The organism is Roseivirga seohaensis, assembly GCF_001592945.1.
Taxonomy (GTDB): Bacteria; Bacteroidota; Bacteroidia; order Cytophagales; family Cyclobacteriaceae; genus Roseivirga; species Roseivirga seohaensis.
The window spans coordinates 42,647-61,683 of the sequence record NZ_LRPB01000046.1; the positions used below are offsets into that span (position 1 = coordinate 42,647).

The following is a 19,037-nucleotide window of genomic DNA, read 5'->3' on the forward strand; positions in this document are numbered from 1 at the left end:
GTCATGCGGTCACATGACAATATTCAGCCTTCAAAGTTTTGGCTCAGGTTCTTCAGGTGGTTCTGTAGGGCGGAGTACAAAGAAGACATTGAAGGTGATTTATTAGAACGGTTTGAGGTGAATGCTGAAAACCACGGAGTACAAAAGGCAAAAAGATTATTCAAGAAAGACGTGCTAAAGCTGTTCAGGCCCAGCATGATCCGAAAATTAGAAGGAAATCAAAAACTCAATTATTACGGTATGTTCAAACACAACTTATTAGTCAGCTACAGAAATTTTCTGCGCTACAAAAGCGCATTTCTAATCAATCTAATTGGCCTTTCCACCGGATTGGCCTGCACCCTACTCATCTACCTTTGGGTAACCGATGAACTCAGCGTAGACAAATTCCACAAGCTCGATGACCAGCTTTATCAAGTCATGCTTCACCATGAAGAGTCGGGCACGCTCAATACGCAAGAAGACACACAAGCCATACTGGCCGAAGCCTTGGAGCAAGAAGTGCCAGAAATAGAAATTGGTTTACAGGCCACTCCTTCCTTTTGGTTCGGTAAAATGCCACTAACGACTTCTGAGAAAACGATTAAAGCTTCGGGCAGATTTGCCGGAAAACGCTATTTCGAGCTTTTTACATTTCCGCTGATTTATGGCTCAGCCACAAGCGCATTAGAAAATAAAGAGTCGATTGCTATTTCTGAAAGCTTGGCCACAAGCTTATTTGGAAACCCAGGAAAAGCCATGGGCAAAAACGTAAAATGGCAAGTGCTAGAATTCAGCAAAGACCTTCAGGTTTCGGGAGTTTTCGAAGATGTACCTGCCAATTCAACAGAAGAATTCGACTTTGTTTTACCCTTCGATATCTTCGCTGATATACTGGGCGAAGGTAAACATTGGGGCAATTATAATGCGCTTACCTATGTCAAATTGGCCAAAGGAACAGATGTTGACCAGCTCAATCAAAAGCTTACGCCATTTGTAAAAGAGAAAGCGCCTAAATCTAATGTAACTCCGTTCGTTCGCCCCTATTCCGATAAGTACCTGTACTCCAATTATGAAAATGGTGTACAATCGGGTGGTAGAATAGAATATGTAAGACTCTTCTCTATTATTTCAATTTTCATTCTGCTGATTGCCTGCATCAACTTTATGAACCTTTCTACGGCCAAAGCCTCACGAAGAACCAAAGAAATTGGCGTTAAAAAAGCCATTGGTGCCAGACGCGAAGCCCTAATTTGGCAGTATTTAGAAGAGGCATTTCTCATGACCTTCATTTCTATTCTAGTAGCCTTGGTGTTGGTGGTGCTTATTCTTCCTCAGTTCAATGTGATTACGGGCAAGCAGATCGTTTTTCAACTCAGTTCTAATTTGCTCATTTTGCTTTTCGCCATTCTAGTAATCACTGGATTGATAGCAGGAAGTTATCCTGCGCTTTACTTGTCGGGATTCAAAGTAACTACCATTCTTAAAGGGAAAATCAAGAATTCATTGGGTGAACTTTGGGTCAGAAAAGGCTTGGTTGTTTTTCAGTTCACTTTATCTGTAGTACTTATTGCAGCCGTATTGGTGGTTTCAAAACAGATTGAATTCGTTCAGAACAAAAACATAGGCTACAATAAGGAAAACCTGATTCTCTTTGCCAACGAAGGCAAAGTGACGGAGAACCTAGATGTTTTTTTCGATCAGCTGAAAAACACCCCTGGGGTAATCAATGCGGGCGGCACGCAACATACCATTATTAGTGGAGGAAGTTACACCACCGATGTGCACTGGCCAGAAAAAAATGAGGCAGTGCAAACCCGGTTCGGCAATATGACGGTGACTTATGATTTTATAGAAACGCTTGGAGTAGATATTATTGAAGGCAGAAGTTTTTCTAGAGAACTAACCACAGACATTTCTAAACTCATCATAAATCAGGAGGCAGTTAAGGTAATGAGGTTGACCAATCCAATAGGGCAAATCGTAAGGCTTTGGGGCAAAGACATGCAGATTATTGGTGTGGTAAAAGACTTCAATTTCAGTTCTTTACACGAACCAATCACCCCAATGTTCTTCAAATTAGAAGACCAAAGAATGATGAACATTTTGGTTCGGATTGAACCCGGACAAGAGCGCAATACCATTGATAGAATCTCAAAGCTTTATAAAGAATACAATGCTGGCTTCGATTTCAATTACACCTTTTTAGACCAAGATTACGCGATTCAATATGCTGCAGAAGGACGTGTTGCTACACTTTCTAAATACTTTGGAGGAATAGCCATTATCATTTCTTGCCTAGGTATTTTTGGATTGGCTGCTTTTACCGCAGAAAGACGTTCTAAAGAAATTGGCGTAAGAAAAGCTTTGGGCGCCAGTAATTCAAACATCGTTAGGTTACTCTCTGTCGATTTTAACCAAATGATTGTATTGGCCATTCTGATTGCGCTTCCTTTAAGCTATTTCTTACTGAAATCATGGTTGGATGAATTCGCCTATCATATCGATCTTGAAATCTGGTATTTCTTATTGGCTGGCCTTGCTGCGCTCGTCATTGCATGGCTTACCGTAGGCTTACAAACCTTTAAGGCCGCCAGAGCAAACCCAGTAAAGAGCCTTAGAAGCGAATAACGATCTTCAAAATCAGCCCTCCAAAGCTAAACAAGATTAGTTTGGAGGGCTTTTTATTTCCTTCCATTGAAATCATTCACTCTCCTATGAATGAAAATCAACGCTTATAATCTTACTTTTGCTGAACTAAGCAACAAACATGGCGAAAGAGGAGCCCACCAAATTAAGTCCAGAACAGATTCGCCAGTGCATTGAGGTATTGGAGAGTCTAAATAACAATACCAACCAAATCTTCGATATTCCCAAAGAAGAACGACTGGCTTTGATTATAGCGGCAGGTACTTTTTCGCGTCCGAGTAAAGAAGAACTTTTGAAGCGCAAAAGAGGCGCTAAAAAAGTAATCAAGAAGAAAATAGCAGCCAAAGATAAGGAAGCAAGAAACGCCACTGGTATTAGAAGTGCGCGGGAAGCCTCCATCTTCATTGCCCCTACTATGATTGACCTCACGGGCAAAGAGCATGAGAAAGAAGTTGAGCTGGAATCTCCAAGAGAGTGCTACGTTTGCAAAACCACTTTCAATAAACTTCACCATTTCTACGACACCATGTGCAAAGAATGTGGTGACTTCAATTATGCCAAACGTTTTCAAACCGCAGACCTCACCGGCCAAGTGGCCTTGGTCACAGGCTCTAGGTTGAAAATCGGCTACCACATTACTTTAATGATGCTGAGGGCTGGCGCTACCGTAATTGCCACTACCCGCTTCCCTATCGATTCGGCTTTGCGCTTTTCTAAAGAAGCCGATTTCAAAGATTGGGGTCATCGTTTGAACATTCATGGCTTAGATTTAAGGCATATTCCGAGCGTAGAAATCTTCTGCAATTTCATAGAACAGACTTACGATAGGCTAGATATTCTAATCAACAATGCGGCACAAACCGTGAGACGACCTGCTGGTTTTTATGCGCATTTAATGCCCAATGAAAGGCTCAAATTTGAAGAATTAACACCTTTCGCTCAAGACCTTTTGGCTGATCACAATGACTGCATACAAGAATTAAGAACTTTAAGTGCTGGCTTTGCCGAAGGCGAAAACAAGAACTTGCCTGTGAGCTGGCATGGCAAACAATTGGGCATTGGCCTCAGTGCTTCGGCTCAGCTCTCCCAAATCCCATATAGCATCGACAATTCACTTACTGCTAAAGAAGTCTTCCCCGAAGGGAAACTAGATGCGGATTTACAGCAGGTGGACTTAAGAAAAACGAACAGTTGGCGATTGAAGCTAGGTGAAGTGCACACCAACGAAATGCTGGAAGTACAATTGGTGAATTCCGTTGCCCCTTTTGTATTGTGCAACCGTTTGGTGAACCTGATGAAAAAGGAAAACACTGGAATAAAGCACATCATTAATGTATCGGCCATGGAAGGTAAATTCCACCAATTCCATAAAGAACCGCGGCATCCGCACACCAATATGGCCAAAGCCGCTTTGAACATGATGACGCTTACTTCGGCATCGGACTTGGTTAAATTTGGAATTTACACCAATGCGGTAGATACGGGTTGGATAACAGACGAAGACCCAGCAGAATTGGCCAGAAGAAAAGAAGAACTCCATGATTTTCAGCCACCTTTAGATATTGTAGATGGCGCTGCCAGGGTAATGGATCCTTTGTTTGATGGAATTAATACGGGCAAACACTGGTGCGGAAAATTCTTGAAAGACTATAAACCTACTTCTTGGTAAGTTGATTATTCAGCCTCGTTCACCCTTTTCCAATACACCGATTTACCGAACATAGGCATTTTCATATAACCCCTCACCTCCAATTGGTCGCCATCCAGTTTGAGAATGCAATCGTATGATTTTCCCTTTTCAGGGTCGTATACTTTTCCTTCCACCCACTTTGAATCTTTGAAGGTGAAACCTTCGATCAAATCAATACCAATGAGTGGCCTTTTCTTCAAACTTTCAATCTCATTATTAGCGTCACGGATGACATGATCGCTATTGGCACTTGCTTTCAGCCAAATAATTTCACCAGAATAACGACCCGCTTCTTTATAAATCCTCACTTTCGCCTTCTTTCCTTCCGTCCACCAAACACCCAAAATGGCATCGGCAGTATCGGATGGTGCTTTAAAAACAGACATCGTTAAAAAAAATATGGTAGCAATTAATTTCATAGGTAATAACTCTGTTTCAACCTCATCAAGCGATCTATTGTTCTAAAACACGAAGGCTATGATCAAAGATTGTGCGTATTCAAAAAATCTGCCAAGACCTTTAATCATTGCGAAATAATCGGCTTAAATATAGAGCTCAAAATTATCAGACATATTTTTGGTCTTACCCGTTTGTAGCAAAGACTTCCACTTCGCCCGACAATTCGATATCACATTAAATAATATTAACTGGAATAGACAGTTCTCTGAATGAATAAATTACTATTTTTGAACGAGTTTAAGCAATCGTGAATAAGCAAGAAAAGAAAGTCAGAAGGAAGAAAAAGGTTGGTTCATACCAATATGGCAGTGTCATTTTTAGTGTGACCTTGGCTCTATTTGTGGTTGGACTTTTCGGAATGCTCCTATTACATACCAACCGTCTCACTTCGGTGATTCAGGAGAATATTGAGATTCAGGTATACCTCAACAAAAACACGTCAGAAAATCAGCGTAACCGCATTCAGCGCGAGATTTCTACAAGCCCTTACGTGCTCAAAAAAGAAGACAAACCTCAAATCACCTTTATTTCGAAAGAGGATGCGGCCGAGCAGTTCGTAAAAGACACAGGTGAAGATTTTTCTGAATTCTTAGGCGATAACCCACTGCGCGATGCCTTGGTGGTAAACATTGCTCCTGAGTTTCAAACTAATGCTAAACTTGATAGCATCGGCAATAAAATCGAAACCATTAGCGGTGTTTATGAAGTCACTTTTGTAGAAAGTCTTGTAGATTCCATCAACAAAAACCTTAGAAACATCGGGTTGATCCTGATGGGCTTTGCCACAATCCTTCTGATTGTAGTGGTCATGTTAATTAACAATACCATTAAGCTCGCTCTTTTCTCTCAGCGATTCTTAATCAGAAGTATGCAATTGGTGGGTGCTACCAGTGGTTTTATTAAAAAACCATTTCTAAAAAGAGCAATTTTTCATGGTGCTATAGCAGGAGTTGTTTCATCGCTATTGCTTTATGGACTGCTTCAATTTGCCAATACCAAAATAGAAAGGTTAGTAGAACTTCAGCAAGAAGTTTTCATCTTGGCCCTTTACGGCTTACTCATTATCCTTGGAAGTTTCATTGCCTTTATCAGCACCTATAGGGCCATGAATAAGTATTTAAAAATGTCACTAGACGAACTATACTAATATGTCTGAAAATAAAAAGAACTTCGCCTTCGGGAAAGAAAACTACAAATGGATGCTCATTGGATTAGGCGTTTTGCTCTTGGGCTTTATCGTTATGTCTTTAGAAAGCAACCCACAAGGCCAAGGTTTTCTTGGGCTTACTTTAGGACCGATCATTATTCTTGCGGGTTTCATTATTGAGTTTTTTGCCATTTTCAAGAAAGATAAGAACGATTAATGACCATTATTGAATCGATTATTCTTGGCATCGTTCAAGGGTTAACAGAGTTTTTGCCTGTAAGTAGTAGTGGGCATTTAGAAATAGTAAAAGCCATTTTAGGCGACACTAGTGTTCCTGAAGAAAGTTTATTGATGACAGTAGTGCTACACGCTGCCACTGCCCTAAGTACCATTGTAATTTTCAGAAAAGAAATTGGTGAATTGGTCATGGGCCTTTTCCAGTTCAAGAACAACGACCAGTTCAAGTATTCCTTAAAAATAGTAGCCTCAATGATTCCTGCAGCCGTTATTGGCGTGCTCTTCGATGAAGAAATTGAATCGCTATTTGGCGGACAACTGTTATTGGTGGGCTGTATGCTTATTCTTACTGCTGGTCTTCTATTCTTAGCCGACAAAGCCAAAAAAACCGACAAAGCTGTATCAATGCCCAACGCAATCACTATCGGTATTGCACAGGCCATTGCTATTTTACCGGGCATTTCGCGCTCTGGCGCTACCATTTCTACTGCCGTACTTTTGGGCATCGACAGAGAAAAAGCCGCTCGTTTCTCTTTCCTAATGGTGGTTCCATTAATCCTAGGAAAAGTAGCCAAAGACATGCTGAGTGGCGATATCGCTTCTAGCCAAATTGAAAGTGCTTCACTTATTGTTGGCTTTTTAGCGGCTTTTCTCGCAGGCCTTGTAGCTTGTAAGTGGATGATCGCCTTGGTGAAGAAAAGTCAATTGAAATATTTCTCATTCTATTGCTTTGCCGTTGGTTTAGGTGCAATAATCTACACCTTCATATAATGCCGAAATCTTTAGAAATAGATCCATCCCTCAGTAAAGAAGAAAATTTCAAAAACGGTCAGGTCATTCTAATCGATAAGCCTTTAGAATGGACATCTTTTGGGGTAGTTAAGAAAGTCAGGTACAACATAGGGATTAAGAAAATTGGCCATGCAGGCACTTTGGATCCACTTGCTTCTGGACTTTTAATTCTTTGTACAGGGAAAAAAACCAAGTCTATTGAAAGTTATATGGCCGATGTAAAAGAATACACGGGCAGCTTTACGTTGGGCAGCACTACCCCTAGTTATGACTTGGAATCTGAACCAACTCCCGCTGTTGATATATCGCATTTAACAGCTGAGGAAATACAGCAAAACACCGAAAATTTCATCGGAGAAATCACCCAAACCCCTCCTATTTTTTCTGCCATTAAAGTAGATGGAAAGCGTGCTTATGATTTAGCGCGTGCGGGTAAGGATGTAGAATTAAAATCAAGACAAGTAACAATTTCGGAATTTGAAATAGTAAGCTTAGATTTACCTAAAGTCAACTTCAGGGTGGTCTGTTCAAAAGGTACCTATATTCGTACACTGGCCAATGACTTTGGAGAAAAGTTAGGCGTTGGCGCATATTTAAGTGCATTAAGGCGAACTAAAATTGGTGAACATTCAGTTGATGAAGCCTGGCAACTTGAAGACTTTATAAACTACGTGAAAACGATAGAATGAAAATTCATCTCGGAACAAACGACATTACAGAACTACGCAATGCAGTAGTCACCAGCGGTACTTTTGATGGCGTACACGTAGGCCACCAGAAAATACTTGCTCGCTTGCGCGAAGAAGCCGACAGAATTGGTGGAGAAACAGTGTTAATTACCTACTGGCCACATCCGCGCCAAGTGCTCAAACCTTGGGATAATTCTTTAAAACTGCTGACCACTTTTCCTGAAAAAGCTACCGTTCTAGAAAAGTATGGAGTAGACCATTTGGTCAAAATCCCTTTTACCCAAGAATTTGCCCAAATGAGCAGCGAAGAATACATTCGAGTTATTCTGACTGAGCGTGTTCATACCAAAAAACTAATTATAGGCTACGACCATCGCTTTGGGAAAAACAGAGATGGTGGACTGAAAGAGCTACAAGAATTTGCTCCCAAATACGGTTACGAAGTGGAAGAAATTCCTAGACAAGACATTGACGAAATCGGAGTTTCTTCTACCAAAATCAGAAGATCACTAGAAATAGGAGATGTAAAAACCGCCAACGAATATCTTGGCCGTCCGTATTCTGTAGCAGGAATGGTGGTGCACGGACAAAAAATTGGAAGAACCATTGGCTTTCCTACCGCCAACATTCACGTAAAAGAAAGTTATAAACTTATTCCAGCCGATGGCATTTATGCCGTTCAGGTTTGTAACAAGTACACCAAAAGAGACGGTATGCTGAACATTGGCAACCGCCCAACCATTGGTGGCGATGACAAAACCATCGAAGTACATATTTTCGATTTTGATGAAGATATTTACGATTCGGAAATTAGTGTAGAGTTTATAGATTTGATTCGTAGAGAAGAAAAATTCAGTTCGGTAGAAGCACTTAAAAACCAACTGAAGCAAGATGAAATCGCTGTGAAAGCCTGTTTGTCAAATTATAAAGCAAAAAATCATGATCAATAAGGTAGTTGCTAATGCTGATGAAGCTGTAAAAGACATTCCAAACAACGCAGTATTGATGTTGGGTGGTTTTGGGCTTTGTGGTATTCCAGAAAACTGTATTTCTGCCCTGCTTAAAACGGGAGTAAACGGATTGACCTGTATTTCTAATAACGCTGGTGTTGATGATTTTGGGATTGGCTTAATGCTTAAAACCCGTCAGGTAAAGAAAATGATCTCTTCTTATGTAGGAGAAAATGCTGAATTCGAAAGGCAATTGCTTTCTGGAGAATTGGAAGTAGACCTTATTCCACAAGGCACCTTGGCCGAAAGAATCAGGGCTGGTGGGGCTGGAATTCCTGCTTTTTATACACCAGCAGGTTACGGTACCGAAGTGGCCGAAGGCAAGGAAACTAGAGAATACGATGGTAAAATGTATTTACTCGAAAACTGGTTGAAGGCTGATTTCGCTTTGGTAAAAGCGTGGAAAGGCGATACTTCTGGTAATCTAATCTTTAAAGGAACCGCCAGAAACTTCAACCCAATGATGGCTGCAGCGGGTAAAATCACCATTGCCGAAGTTGAAGAACTGGTAGAACCTGGCGAGTTGGATCCGAATCACATTCACACTCCCGGTATTTACGTGCAGCGCATTTTCCAAGGAAAGGACTACGAGAAAAGAATTGAACAGAGAACGACTAGGCTTAGATGATTTGGTGATGTGATAATTTGGTGATTTGAAGATTTAAGACCAGAAAAATGAGGAATGATAAACCAAACTTGATAGTGGATTTGACCTTAGCATTTTCAGTTAAAATTATCGAATTCACTGAGCTTCTAGAAAGCAAAGGGAAAAGAGTAATCGCCAATCAGTTACTAAAATCAGGCACCAGTATTGGAGCAAATACTTACGAAGCACAGAACAGCGAAAGCAAAAGAGACTTTATTCATAAATTCAAAATTGCCGCAAAAGAAGCGGACGAAACAATGTACTGGTTAAAACTTTGTGAAATGACTCCTAGTTATCCTTTTGATGAAACAATCAAAACAGACCTAGTTTCTATCTCGAAGATTATCTCAAAAATAATATCCAGCAGTAAAGATCCGTGATTTGATGATTGGTTAATTTGATGATTTGAAAATAATCGGAAAAACTGATTCAGTGAATAATTATCAAATTAACACATCCTCAAATTTTCAAATTATGTTATCACCAAATCAACACATCCTCAAATCTTCAAATCATTATGTTAGATAAAATCGGAATAGCGAAAAGAATAGCACAGGAAGTTCAAGATGGTACTTATATCAATTTGGGGATTGGCATTCCCACCCTTGTAGCCAATTTTATTCCTGAAAACATCAGCGTTGTGCTTCAGTCTGAAAATGGTTTATTAGGCATTGGCCCTTTTCCGGAAGAAGATGAAGTAGATGCAGATTTGATCAATGCAGGCAAGCAAACGGTAACCACTACCAAAGGCTCTGCGCTATTCAGCTCTTCTCAGAGCTTCGAGATGATTAGAGGCGGCCATGTTGATCTTACTATTTTAGGCGCTATGGAAGTGTCTGAAAATGGAGACATTGCCAACTGGAAAATTCCAGGTAAAATGGTGAAAGGAATGGGTGGGGCTATGGACCTTGTAGCCTCGGCCGACAATATTATAGTGGCCATGCAGCATTGCAGCCGCAGTGGAGACTCTAAACTTTTAAGTGAATGTAGTTTGCCCATCACTGGTTTGCGTTGCGTTAAGAAGATTGTAACCGATATGGCGGTTTTGGATGTACTTCCCGAAGGAGGTTTTAAACTTTTAGAACGCGCCCCTGGCGTAACTTTAGAAGAAATCAAAGCAGCCACCGCAGGCAAACTAATCATCGAAGGTGATATTCCTGAGATGAAGATTTGATTTTAAGTGTCATTTGGAGCACCATGCTGAAGCGAAACTGAAAGCATCTGTATTTTCTAGCAGAATCAATTTAGACCCTTCGTAACCTCAGGGAAAGAAAAGAAGCAGTTTAACTTCTAGTAAACTTAATCAGGAGAGTGAATTCCTGTCGCGGCTTCTCCGAACCTGTGACGTCATATTAAACAGGGACTCTAGTGTCCCTTTCCTTTCAACTCACATACGCCCGAAGCAAAAAAATTTCACACTGTCAACATAATAAGTACTTTTAATAAATTACATGGAAAGTAAACACTATGGCAGAGATAACCGCAAGTGAGAAACTAATGGAGTTAGCTTTTAAAGGATTAGATCACGGAATCTATTCAATAAAAGATGGAGACGGCCCTTTAATTCCATTTATAATGATTCAAACTAAAGGAGAAATTGAAATGAAAAGGTTTTTGGCAGAAACCTTAGAACACTCCTTACTGCAAGCAAGAAAACACATTGCAAACTTGACCAATGAGCTTGATTGTGTAGTCTTAGTTTATGATGGAATGTTAACAATTCAAGGGGCAAAATATGATGCCATTATGGTGGACTCGTTTGACATTACCGACAATAAAGGATATTGCTTTGCTCAAAGGTATAAACCAAAAAAATTTCTTTCTAAGTTTAAGGAAATCGGAAATGCAGCATTTGTAGGTGAGATTGAAAGCTTATTGGAACATAAATAATTACTGACTTACCAGTTAGGAGCTCCGCAATTAAGCCTGTCTATGTTACTGAAAAGACCCTTACAGGGTGACTTAGAGTGATTTATTGGTTCATACTTTTTGGTTCTGTTGTAAGTGATCCAAACAAACGTTCAGCAGGCGAATCCTGTGAAACACCTCGAAACTTTGGGATAGTTCAAACCTCTCAAATTTGTCTCCGATTTAGTCTTTGATAATCAAAAAAAACATACCCAATTTTCTTATGCATAAGAAAATTATGTATACTTGTGCATGTCATCGAGTAAACTATTAAAAGGAAGTCTGGCCACCATTGTTCTCAAGCTGCTGGAAGAGAACGAAAAAATGTACGGCTATGAAATCACGCAACGGGTAAAAGAAATTACCGCAGGTGAATTCAAAATCACGGAAGGCGCCTTATACCCTACCCTTCATAAATTAGAAGCCGAAGGAATGCTTTCTACCGAAACACAAAAGGTAGACAATCGCATCCGAAAATACTACTCCCTTACCAAAGAGGGTAATGCCGAAGCCCAAAGCAAAGTGGCCGAACTGGAAGAGTTTCTGTTGAATTTACAAAAGTTGTTGAACCCTAAATTAGGTATGGGATGAAATTAACGGTAGAGCAGCACGAACAGGTAGTCTTCTACCTTCAGCATTTAGACATTGACTCTCAAGAGTTATTCGAGGAGTTCTACGATCATATTGTTTGTTCCTATGAAGCTAGGCTCAAAAAAGAACCTGAGTTGGAGATTAAAACACATATTTGGCACCACCTACATATTGAGTTTGGCGGTGTAACCGGCTTTAAAGAGGTGATAAAGAAACACCAAAAGGGAATTCACTGGCAAGTCACCAAAAAGTTTTTAGCCATAGCGCTATCTTATTTTAAATGGCCCTCTGTAATCTACACTGCATTAATATTTCTTGTGCTTTTGGGAATTGCAGAAATATCAAACACCCCTATAATTATCTACACATTTGTTATGATATCCCTACTCACCCCTTACGCCATCATTTTACTGAATCAAGTAAAATTTAAGAGAGATATTAAGGTACAGAAACCAGGGTACTATAGAAATATGCGAAACAGTGCCATAAGTGAGATTGGTGGCTTCACAGCGCTGAGCACCTATTATTTATTCTATTTCAGTACAAGTATGCGTGAAATACTTCTTTTTGAAAAGTACTTTAATCAACTGCCTATTATTCCAACAATTTTAATGGCCTTTTCTACCCTCTTTTCAGTATCACTGCTAAAATTGATCAAGGAAGATTTCAAAACCAAACTGCTGACCACATGAGCCTAACCACTACACAGCATGACATATTGGTGAAGTACCTCAAAGATGTAGGCATTAACCTTCAAGAACCCTTTGAGGAGTTTTATGATCATATTGCTACAGCTTTTGAGAAAAGCGATGCAGACGATTTGCAAGTCTATATTCGAAAAGTTGCCGAGCCCGCATTTGGTGGAACAAAAGGAATTCAAACCATGCTAAAAGAAGGTTCTAAATCATTAACAAGACATTATAGAAGAGTACTAAGACAAAAGATGGCCTTTTACTTTAAAGGGCCTAACATGCTTGTTCCAATTTCTCTGTATTTTTTGCTTTATACCCTATTCAATACTACTGTGCCTAAGTATGCTTTCTCCGCTATTCTAAGTGTTGCGAGCGCCACCCCCGTGCTCTACGCAATTATTATAGGTTACAGGTTTCAACGCAGCTGCAAAAAGAATGGCGCTAATTTCAAGTCATCCTTAAAACACCAAGAGTTGCACAGACTAAGTATTGTAGGTATGCTAACATTGAACTTGCATAACTTACTTTTTCTAGACACAAACATTTCTGAATTAAATGCGGGCCTCATAAAATGGCTCCCTCTAGTAATATCAGGTTTAGTCATTTATATAATATGGGCTATTAGTTGTTTTCAGATGGTTAAAGAAGAACTGACACCTAAACTAATCATCCAATGAGCCTAACCACCGCACAGCATGACATATTGGTGAAGTACCTCAAAGACGTGGGCATTGGACATCAAGAGCCTTTCGAGGAATTTTATGATCATATTGCCACAGCAATAGAAACAGACAAACCAGAAGATGTAAATACTTTTTTAAGAGAAGTAATTCAACCTTCTTTTGGAGGAACAAAAGGGATCAAAAAAATAGTGCTAAACCAAAGAAAAGCACGAACAAGAATGATATGGAAGAGAGCTAAACAAATCTTCTTTAGCCTTTTTGGCTGGCCCGCAATTGGTATTGTAATGGTAAGCTTCATTCTCGTCCAAACCAGCTTTATTCAACTCGGAACAAAATTCACAATACTTATAACTGTTGGGTTAGGCCTTATTCTGCCATATATAATCATTGCTTATGGTACCATTAGCTTTTATCAAGATTGTAGAAACAAAAACAAAGGATATCGAAATTCTGATCTGAATAGCTCTTTATGGCTGTTCATCCATTTGCCTTTTACATTCATTAATATTTTTGGAAACTTCTTAATACCAGTACTTGTAGGAAGAGAAGCCTTCAAGATTTTTGCAACTGAAAATCTCTGGTTCAACACTTCACTATGCGCCATTGCGCTACTTTATGGCTTTACCTGCTTAAAGCTTATGAAAGAGCAGTTCATTTTTAAATTAACCGTGAGATGAGCCTAACTACCGAACAGCACGACATATTGGTGAAGTACCTCAAGGATGTAGGCATAAAAGACCAAGAACCCTTTGAAGAGTTCTATGATCATATTGCCACTGGCTTTGAGAAGAATCAAACGCTTGAACTAAGCACTTATATTCGTGAGATATCAGAGCCAGCTTTTGGTGGAACAAAGGGCATGTTGAAAATTGTAAATGAGCAGAATAAAATTAGAAAGAGTCTGATTTGGAAACGATCTAAAGAGATTTTCCTGAGCCTATTCGGTTGGCCAGCTATTGGTCTAGTCATGGTTTCATTTGTTCTCATTCAAATTGGTACTGACTTATTAGGTACAAAATTCATCACCATCTTCTCTCTAGCTATAGGCTTATTAATTCCCCTCGTTGTGGTTATCTATGGGCAAATCAGTTTTTACAGCAATTGTAAAAGACGAAAACTCCCTTATACCAGTAGTAATTTGAACGCTTGGTTGATGACTTTCGTCCATCTCCCAGTAGCACTTCTGAATTTATCTTTGAATGGCCTGATCCCTCATGTTTTTGGTGAAGACATGGTCAAAGGATTTTTAAGTGCTTACCCTATCGTTAATGTTTGTTTGTCTACTCTATTTTTACTTCTTGGCTTCACTTACCTTAAGCTCCTAAAAGAGCAGTTCATTTTTAAACTGGAGGTGGCATGACAGCAAAAGAAGAGAAGATCATTTCGGTATTTATGAAAGATCATCGACTGCTCTTTGAGGAGTTGTATGCTGAATTTTATGATCATATAGCCAGCTCATACGAGGCGAGAGCAGACAAAAGCCAGGACATTAACGCTCACCTGAAACAGGTTTTAAAGGACTTTGGCGGAGAGGATGGCATGAAGAAAATTGTGTGGGAACGACACAAGGCTTATGCTCGGGCTTATCGAAAAATTGTGTTCAGTCATTTCAAAACCTACTTCAGGTGGCCTTTGCTAATGACTACGCTTCTTATCTCCATTCTGATTTTTCAGTTAACTCAGGTTTTTCAACCGTATTGGGTCATATTCTATACCCTTATTGCCACAACAGGCTATAGTTTCTTTTTTGGAGTTAGAGACATGATTGTATACAGAAGAAGCTGTAAAGCATTGAAGTTGCCTTATAAGTCCAGTCTTAAAAATGAGGCCATTGGTTACCCTTTTGTTTTGGGAAGTTTCTTTCTTAACTCTTATAATGTGCTGAATGTAAGAACACTTGTAACCAACCATTTCGATACACACGGTCAGCTTATAATTGCCGTAACAGTAGTTTTATCTACTCTATATATGGTCTATTTTCTTGCTGCTGAAAAAGCATATAAATCTGAACACAAACTCAAAGTTGAACTGATATGAAACTAGCACACTATCAAATCGAACATATTCGGGAATATATCGATCGACAAAGCATTTGGTACGATGACATCAAGAGTGAATTGCTCGATCACATCATTTGTAATGTGGAGCATCGGATGGCAACCAGTGACATCAAGTTTGTAGAGGCCGCTGCCTTAGCCATTGAAGAAATCAATCCTTCGGCAATACAAAAAGAAAGACTGAAGGTGGAACACATTGCTACTTTTAAGGAGGTTTATCAAGAGATTATTGGCTTGTTCTCTGGCACTAAGATTTACCTGGCCGTGGTGGCTATTTTGGCTGGTGTACTTTTGACCACAGTCAGTAACGATTTGGAGGAAACACTAAGATTATTTAGCACAATGGCTTTAACCGCCCTCTTTGTAAATTTCTTTGCTCGCACTTATTTCAATCGAAAATTTAAGCCTTTATACAACTCGTTCTTCATGAGTCGGCTCAATACTGTTTATACTTCTGCATTACTTTCTACTTCACTAGTTGGCTTATTGTTAACCGACTGGCTAGTTCAAAACCCAGTGGCTTTGATTATTTATATAAGCACTTTCAACCTTTACCTCATTGCAAGTTTTAGGGTATTAAACCGAACTTTCAACAAACTCAGAAACCATGTCGCTTACCGTTGAGCAAATAGCAGCAATTAAAGCCTTTATTAACAAACGTGGCTTCAATACCATTGAAGTAGAAATGGAAGCGCTTGACCATATGGCCAGTAAGGTAGAAGCATTGCTTGAAGAAAAACCCGATATGAACTTTGATTTGGCTATTACCAAAGCTCATGCAGACTTGGGCATTTTTGGTTTTGCTACTTTTGAAGAAGCTATTTTTGCTGGGTGTAAAGAGCGATCTAAAAAAATCCGCAAGGCTGTACTCCGCGATTATCTAAAAGGCCCTAAGCTTTTAATAACTTTAGCCATAATCTCAGTCGCATTTCTCATTCAAAAATTTTTATTAAACCTACCATGGTCTGAAGAAGCTATGGTTGTTTTCATTTTTTCGGTTGTCCTAGCCATGATCATTCTTCCATCTATCTATTTCATAAAAACAAAAAGGAAATGGGGCAAGAGATCGTTTGTGATATCAAACACTTTTGCAGGAACCAGTGGAACAAGCCTAATCATATTCTACATCACGAGGTTCGTACTTGAATTTGGCACACTGTCTCCACTATTAATGCAAATCACATTTACATTCGTAATCCTGACACTCAGTTTAATAGCTTTGATCAACTTTGCCATTATAAAAGAGGCAATCGGTTTCACTGAAGAGAAATATTTAAAATATGCCTAGTCTACCTCTTACTCAAGAACAGATTGCAGCCATCAGGACTTTTATCAACAAGCGTGGCTTTAACACCATTGAAGTAGAAATGGAGGCACTTGATCATATGGCGAGTAAGGTTGAAGCTTTGCTAGAGGAAAAACCCGATATGAACTTTGATTTGGCCATTACCAAAGCGCATGCATCCTTCGGGGTTTACGGCTTATCTACTTTGGCAGAATCAATCGAAGGCGGTTTGCTTCAGCGTTTCAAAACACAGTTCTTCAAAGAGCTCCTATCCTATTTCAACAGTTCCAAAATACTTAGACCCATTGGATTGGCCATAATAGGCTACTTTCTTCTAACCCAATACCCACAAAACGATAGAGGAATGTTTCTCCACTCGGGTTTCCTGATCTATGGATTTCTTTTAGCAGTAATTCCTTATTCCATTTTTAGAAAGCAAATGAAGCGATGGGAAAAGCGATCTAGTTTTGCAAAAATGAGCACCTATGGCTTATACATTACCCAGTTCTTTTTTGGCCAAGGCTTCGGTGTAATCACGCAAATGCTGTACGAGAAGCAGGCGGCAGCTTTTCCTTATGTATTTATAGCTGGCTTTGTTCTGACCTCGCTTACCGTTTTCATCAATTATGATTTAATGAAATGGGGAATCGCTACGGTGAACGAAAAATGGGCAAAGTACATGCCTGAGGTAGCGGTGTAGTTTTTAGACCCTCAATATTAGTAGATTAAGTTTAAACACCACAAAAAAAAGTCTGCTGAAATAAATCAACAGACCTTCTGTTTTACTTGATCAAGCTGTTTGGCTTAATCTCTATTTCCTTTATTCGGTCTTGAGTTTCCGCTGCGTTGGCCGCCAGAATTACCTCTAGGCGCTCCACCGCCTGAACGTGGGCCATCAGAATTTCTTCTTGGGGCACCTCCTCCAGAACGTTGTCCTCCAGTACCGCCAGACTTGCGTTGTCCCCCGCCCTGTCCGTCAGTTCTTCGCTGACCAACCTGACCTTCATTTCTTCTTTGCCCGCCTTGACCACTACTACCTTGACTTGAACCTCCTTTACGGAACTCCCGTTTTCTGCCTCCATTAGACCTTCTTGGTTCATCTTTTGGTGCAGGTGGTGCAGCACTTGGCTCATAACCTTCCATTGTTTCAATCTGAAGCTTTTGTCTCAAGAGCTTCTCTATACCATGCACCAAATCATGCTCATCGTGACTGACTAAGGAAATAGCTTCACCACTTGCTCCTGCCCTACCTGTACGGCCAATTCTATGCACGTAATCTTCTGCCACGTTCGGCAATTCAAAGTTGATTACATGTGGCAATAAAGGAATATCCAAACCTCTGGCTGCAATATCAGTAGCTACCAAAACGCGTGTAGTTCCATTCTTAAAACCTTCCAAAGCTTTGGTTCTTGCGCCTTGGCTTTTATTACCGTGAATCGCTAAAGAGGCGATTCCATTTTTCGTAAGCTTTTCGCTTAGCTTATTAGCCGCGTGTTTGGTTCTTGTGAAAATCAACACCTGACTCCAGTTACCTTGAGAAATCAACTTGGTTACTAAAGAGGTTTTCTTTACCTTATCTACATGGTACACCTTCTGAATCACCAATTCCGCTGCGGTGTTCTTTGGTGTAGCTTCCACCAAAATGGGGTCGGTCATAAAACTACCAGCCAACTGCTTAATTTCAGTAGAGAAAGTAGCCGAGAACAATAGATTTTGACGCTTTCCTGGCATTAATGCCAATATCTTTTTGATGTCGCGCAAAAAGCCCATATCGAGCATTCTATCGGCTTCATCTAAAACTAAAATTTCTACCTGACTTAACGATAAAGCCCTTTGGTTATATAAATCGAGTAAACGACCTGGGGTAGCTACTAAAATATCCACTCCATTGCGCAAAGCACGCACCTGAGGATTTTGGTTTACTCCGCCAAAAATAACGGTAGACTCGATGCTTAAGAATTCACTATACTCTTTTACGTTTTCATATACCTGAGCAGCAAGCTCACGCGTGGGTGTTAATACCAAAGCCCTAATTGGTCTTCTTTTAGGCTGTTTGCTTTCAGATAAAATCTGTAGCATTGGCAAGGTAAAACCTGCCGTTTTTCCCGTTCCGGTTTGGGCAGAAGCTAGAATATCTTTTCGCTCTAAAATGGGGGGTATTGCTTTTGTTTGGATGGGAGATGGCTCAGTATAACCCTTTTTTGTGATCGCGTGTAAAAGCGAATCAGAAAGCCCTAATGACTTAAATGACATATAAATTAATTACGAAACAAGCGAACGAGAGCGCCCACTAAATGGTGGAGCTTGTCACTTGATGATTTGACTATGTTAAAATATTAAGCAGAAGAAATGTCTGGTCAATTTCACAAGCCATTTCGAAGTGCGAAACAAAGGTACACCTAATTTCTGCCATTGTTGGGTTTTATTGAGAGTTTCGGAAACAAAAGGATGAGAATCAAAACCAGATTAGACCTAAATTTAATAATATACATTAAGCAAACTGAAGCGATCATTCCCTTATAT

22 protein-coding genes are annotated in these 19,037 nt (G+C 39.9%); 20 read left to right on the plus strand and 2 right to left on the minus strand.

What is annotated here, in order from left to right; genetic code table 11:
- Window positions 1–3 precede the first annotated feature (3 nt).
- Together AWW67_RS12975 and AWW67_RS12980 are read left to right on the plus strand one after the other, a co-directional pair.
- Window positions 4–2,610 carry an ABC transporter permease gene (locus AWW67_RS12975; RefSeq protein WP_221405269.1) on the plus strand — a complete coding sequence of 869 codons (2,607 nt, stop codon included), beginning with the start codon at window positions 4–6 and terminating at the stop codon, window positions 2,608–2,610.
- Between the two features lie 139 nt (window positions 2,611–2,749).
- Complete coding sequence (locus tag AWW67_RS12980; protein ID WP_062302274.1) at window positions 2,750–4,297, plus strand: SDR family NAD(P)-dependent oxidoreductase; 1,548 nt, start codon at window positions 2,750–2,752, stop codon at window positions 4,295–4,297.
- 5 nt (window positions 4,298–4,302) lie between these two features.
- On the opposite strand, the gene AWW67_RS12985 is transcribed toward AWW67_RS12980, so the two are convergent.
- Window positions 4,303–4,704, minus strand: coding sequence for a DUF2147 domain-containing protein (locus tag AWW67_RS12985; protein ID WP_176700053.1), 402 nt, complete (start codon window positions 4,702–4,704; stop codon window positions 4,303–4,305).
- 320 nt (window positions 4,705–5,024) lie between these two features.
- Here AWW67_RS12985 and AWW67_RS12990 point away from each other — a divergent pair, with 320 nt between their 5' ends.
- The 18 genes from AWW67_RS12990 to AWW67_RS13075 all read left to right on the plus strand — a co-directional run bounded on the left by AWW67_RS12990 (window position 5,025) and on the right by AWW67_RS13075 (window position 17,214).
- Window positions 5,025–5,924, plus strand: a complete 900-nt coding sequence (locus AWW67_RS12990) for a cell division protein FtsX (protein WP_062302277.1) — start codon at window positions 5,025–5,027, stop codon at window positions 5,922–5,924.
- A gap of 1 nt (window position 5,925) precedes the next feature.
- Window positions 5,926–6,141 carry a DUF3098 domain-containing protein gene (locus AWW67_RS12995; RefSeq protein ID WP_053225030.1) on the plus strand — a complete coding sequence of 72 codons (216 nt, stop codon included), beginning with the start codon at window positions 5,926–5,928 and terminating at the stop codon, window positions 6,139–6,141.
- Window positions 6,141–6,932: an undecaprenyl-diphosphate phosphatase gene (locus AWW67_RS13000; protein ID WP_062302279.1), complete on the plus strand. Its 792-nt coding sequence runs from the start codon at window positions 6,141–6,143 to the stop codon at window positions 6,930–6,932. Before AWW67_RS12995 ends, AWW67_RS13000 begins: the two co-directional genes overlap by 1 nt.
- On the plus strand, window positions 6,932–7,642 hold the full coding sequence (gene truB / locus AWW67_RS13005; protein ID WP_062302280.1) for a tRNA pseudouridine(55) synthase TruB: 711 nt from the start codon (window positions 6,932–6,934) through the stop codon (window positions 7,640–7,642). The genes AWW67_RS13000 and truB overlap by 1 nt, the downstream gene beginning before the upstream one ends.
- Window positions 7,639–8,592 carry a bifunctional riboflavin kinase/FAD synthetase gene (locus AWW67_RS13010; protein WP_062302282.1) on the plus strand — a complete coding sequence of 318 codons (954 nt, stop codon included), beginning with the start codon at window positions 7,639–7,641 and terminating at the stop codon, window positions 8,590–8,592. Before truB ends, AWW67_RS13010 begins: the two co-directional genes overlap by 4 nt.
- Window positions 8,582–9,280: a CoA transferase subunit A gene (locus AWW67_RS13015; protein ID WP_053225034.1), complete on the plus strand. Its 699-nt coding sequence runs from the start codon at window positions 8,582–8,584 to the stop codon at window positions 9,278–9,280. Before AWW67_RS13010 ends, AWW67_RS13015 begins: the two co-directional genes overlap by 11 nt.
- Before the next feature lie 47 nt (window positions 9,281–9,327).
- Window positions 9,328–9,678 (plus strand): four helix bundle protein, encoded by a 351-nt coding sequence (locus AWW67_RS13020; RefSeq protein ID WP_062302283.1) that lies wholly within the window; start codon window positions 9,328–9,330, stop codon window positions 9,676–9,678.
- A gap of 137 nt (window positions 9,679–9,815) precedes the next feature.
- A complete protein-coding gene (locus AWW67_RS13025; protein WP_062302284.1) occupies window positions 9,816–10,472 on the plus strand; it encodes a 3-oxoacid CoA-transferase subunit B in 657 nt (218 codons plus the stop codon).
- A gap of 293 nt (window positions 10,473–10,765) precedes the next feature.
- The gene (locus AWW67_RS13030; protein WP_062302286.1) at window positions 10,766–11,188 is read left to right on the plus strand and encodes a hypothetical protein; all 423 of its coding nucleotides are present in this window, start codon (window positions 10,766–10,768) and stop codon (window positions 11,186–11,188) included.
- A gap of 270 nt (window positions 11,189–11,458) precedes the next feature.
- Window positions 11,459–11,797: a PadR family transcriptional regulator gene (locus tag AWW67_RS13035; RefSeq protein WP_062302287.1), complete on the plus strand. Its 339-nt coding sequence runs from the start codon at window positions 11,459–11,461 to the stop codon at window positions 11,795–11,797.
- Entirely contained in the window at window positions 11,794–12,489 is a 696-nt protein-coding gene (locus tag AWW67_RS13040) for a hypothetical protein (RefSeq protein WP_062302288.1), read from the plus strand. The genes AWW67_RS13035 and AWW67_RS13040 overlap by 4 nt, the downstream gene beginning before the upstream one ends.
- On the plus strand, window positions 12,486–13,166 hold the full coding sequence (locus AWW67_RS13045) for a hypothetical protein (protein WP_062302290.1): 681 nt from the start codon (window positions 12,486–12,488) through the stop codon (window positions 13,164–13,166). Before AWW67_RS13040 ends, AWW67_RS13045 begins: the two co-directional genes overlap by 4 nt.
- Entirely contained in the window at window positions 13,163–13,849 is a 687-nt protein-coding gene (locus tag AWW67_RS13050; protein WP_062302291.1) for a dimerization/docking domain-containing protein, read from the plus strand. Before AWW67_RS13045 ends, AWW67_RS13050 begins: the two co-directional genes overlap by 4 nt.
- Complete coding sequence (locus AWW67_RS13055; protein WP_062302293.1) at window positions 13,846–14,532, plus strand: hypothetical protein; 687 nt, start codon at window positions 13,846–13,848, stop codon at window positions 14,530–14,532. The genes AWW67_RS13050 and AWW67_RS13055 overlap by 4 nt, the downstream gene beginning before the upstream one ends.
- Window positions 14,529–15,209 (plus strand): hypothetical protein, encoded by a 681-nt coding sequence (locus AWW67_RS13060; RefSeq protein WP_062302294.1) that lies wholly within the window; start codon window positions 14,529–14,531, stop codon window positions 15,207–15,209. The genes AWW67_RS13055 and AWW67_RS13060 overlap by 4 nt, the downstream gene beginning before the upstream one ends.
- Complete coding sequence (locus AWW67_RS13065; protein ID WP_141655456.1) at window positions 15,206–15,853, plus strand: hypothetical protein; 648 nt, start codon at window positions 15,206–15,208, stop codon at window positions 15,851–15,853. The genes AWW67_RS13060 and AWW67_RS13065 overlap by 4 nt, the downstream gene beginning before the upstream one ends.
- On the plus strand, window positions 15,837–16,517 hold the full coding sequence (locus tag AWW67_RS13070; RefSeq protein WP_062302297.1) for a hypothetical protein: 681 nt from the start codon (window positions 15,837–15,839) through the stop codon (window positions 16,515–16,517). Before AWW67_RS13065 ends, AWW67_RS13070 begins: the two co-directional genes overlap by 17 nt.
- Window positions 16,510–17,214, plus strand: a complete 705-nt coding sequence (locus AWW67_RS13075) for a hypothetical protein (protein WP_062302299.1) — start codon at window positions 16,510–16,512, stop codon at window positions 17,212–17,214. Before AWW67_RS13070 ends, AWW67_RS13075 begins: the two co-directional genes overlap by 8 nt.
- 104 nt (window positions 17,215–17,318) lie before the next feature.
- Here the strand turns inward: AWW67_RS13075 and AWW67_RS13080 are convergent, their stop codons facing one another.
- The gene (locus AWW67_RS13080; RefSeq protein WP_082794047.1) at window positions 17,319–18,767 is read right to left on the minus strand and encodes a DEAD/DEAH box helicase; all 1,449 of its coding nucleotides are present in this window, start codon (window positions 18,765–18,767) and stop codon (window positions 17,319–17,321) included.
- Window positions 18,768–19,037 lie beyond the last annotated feature (270 nt).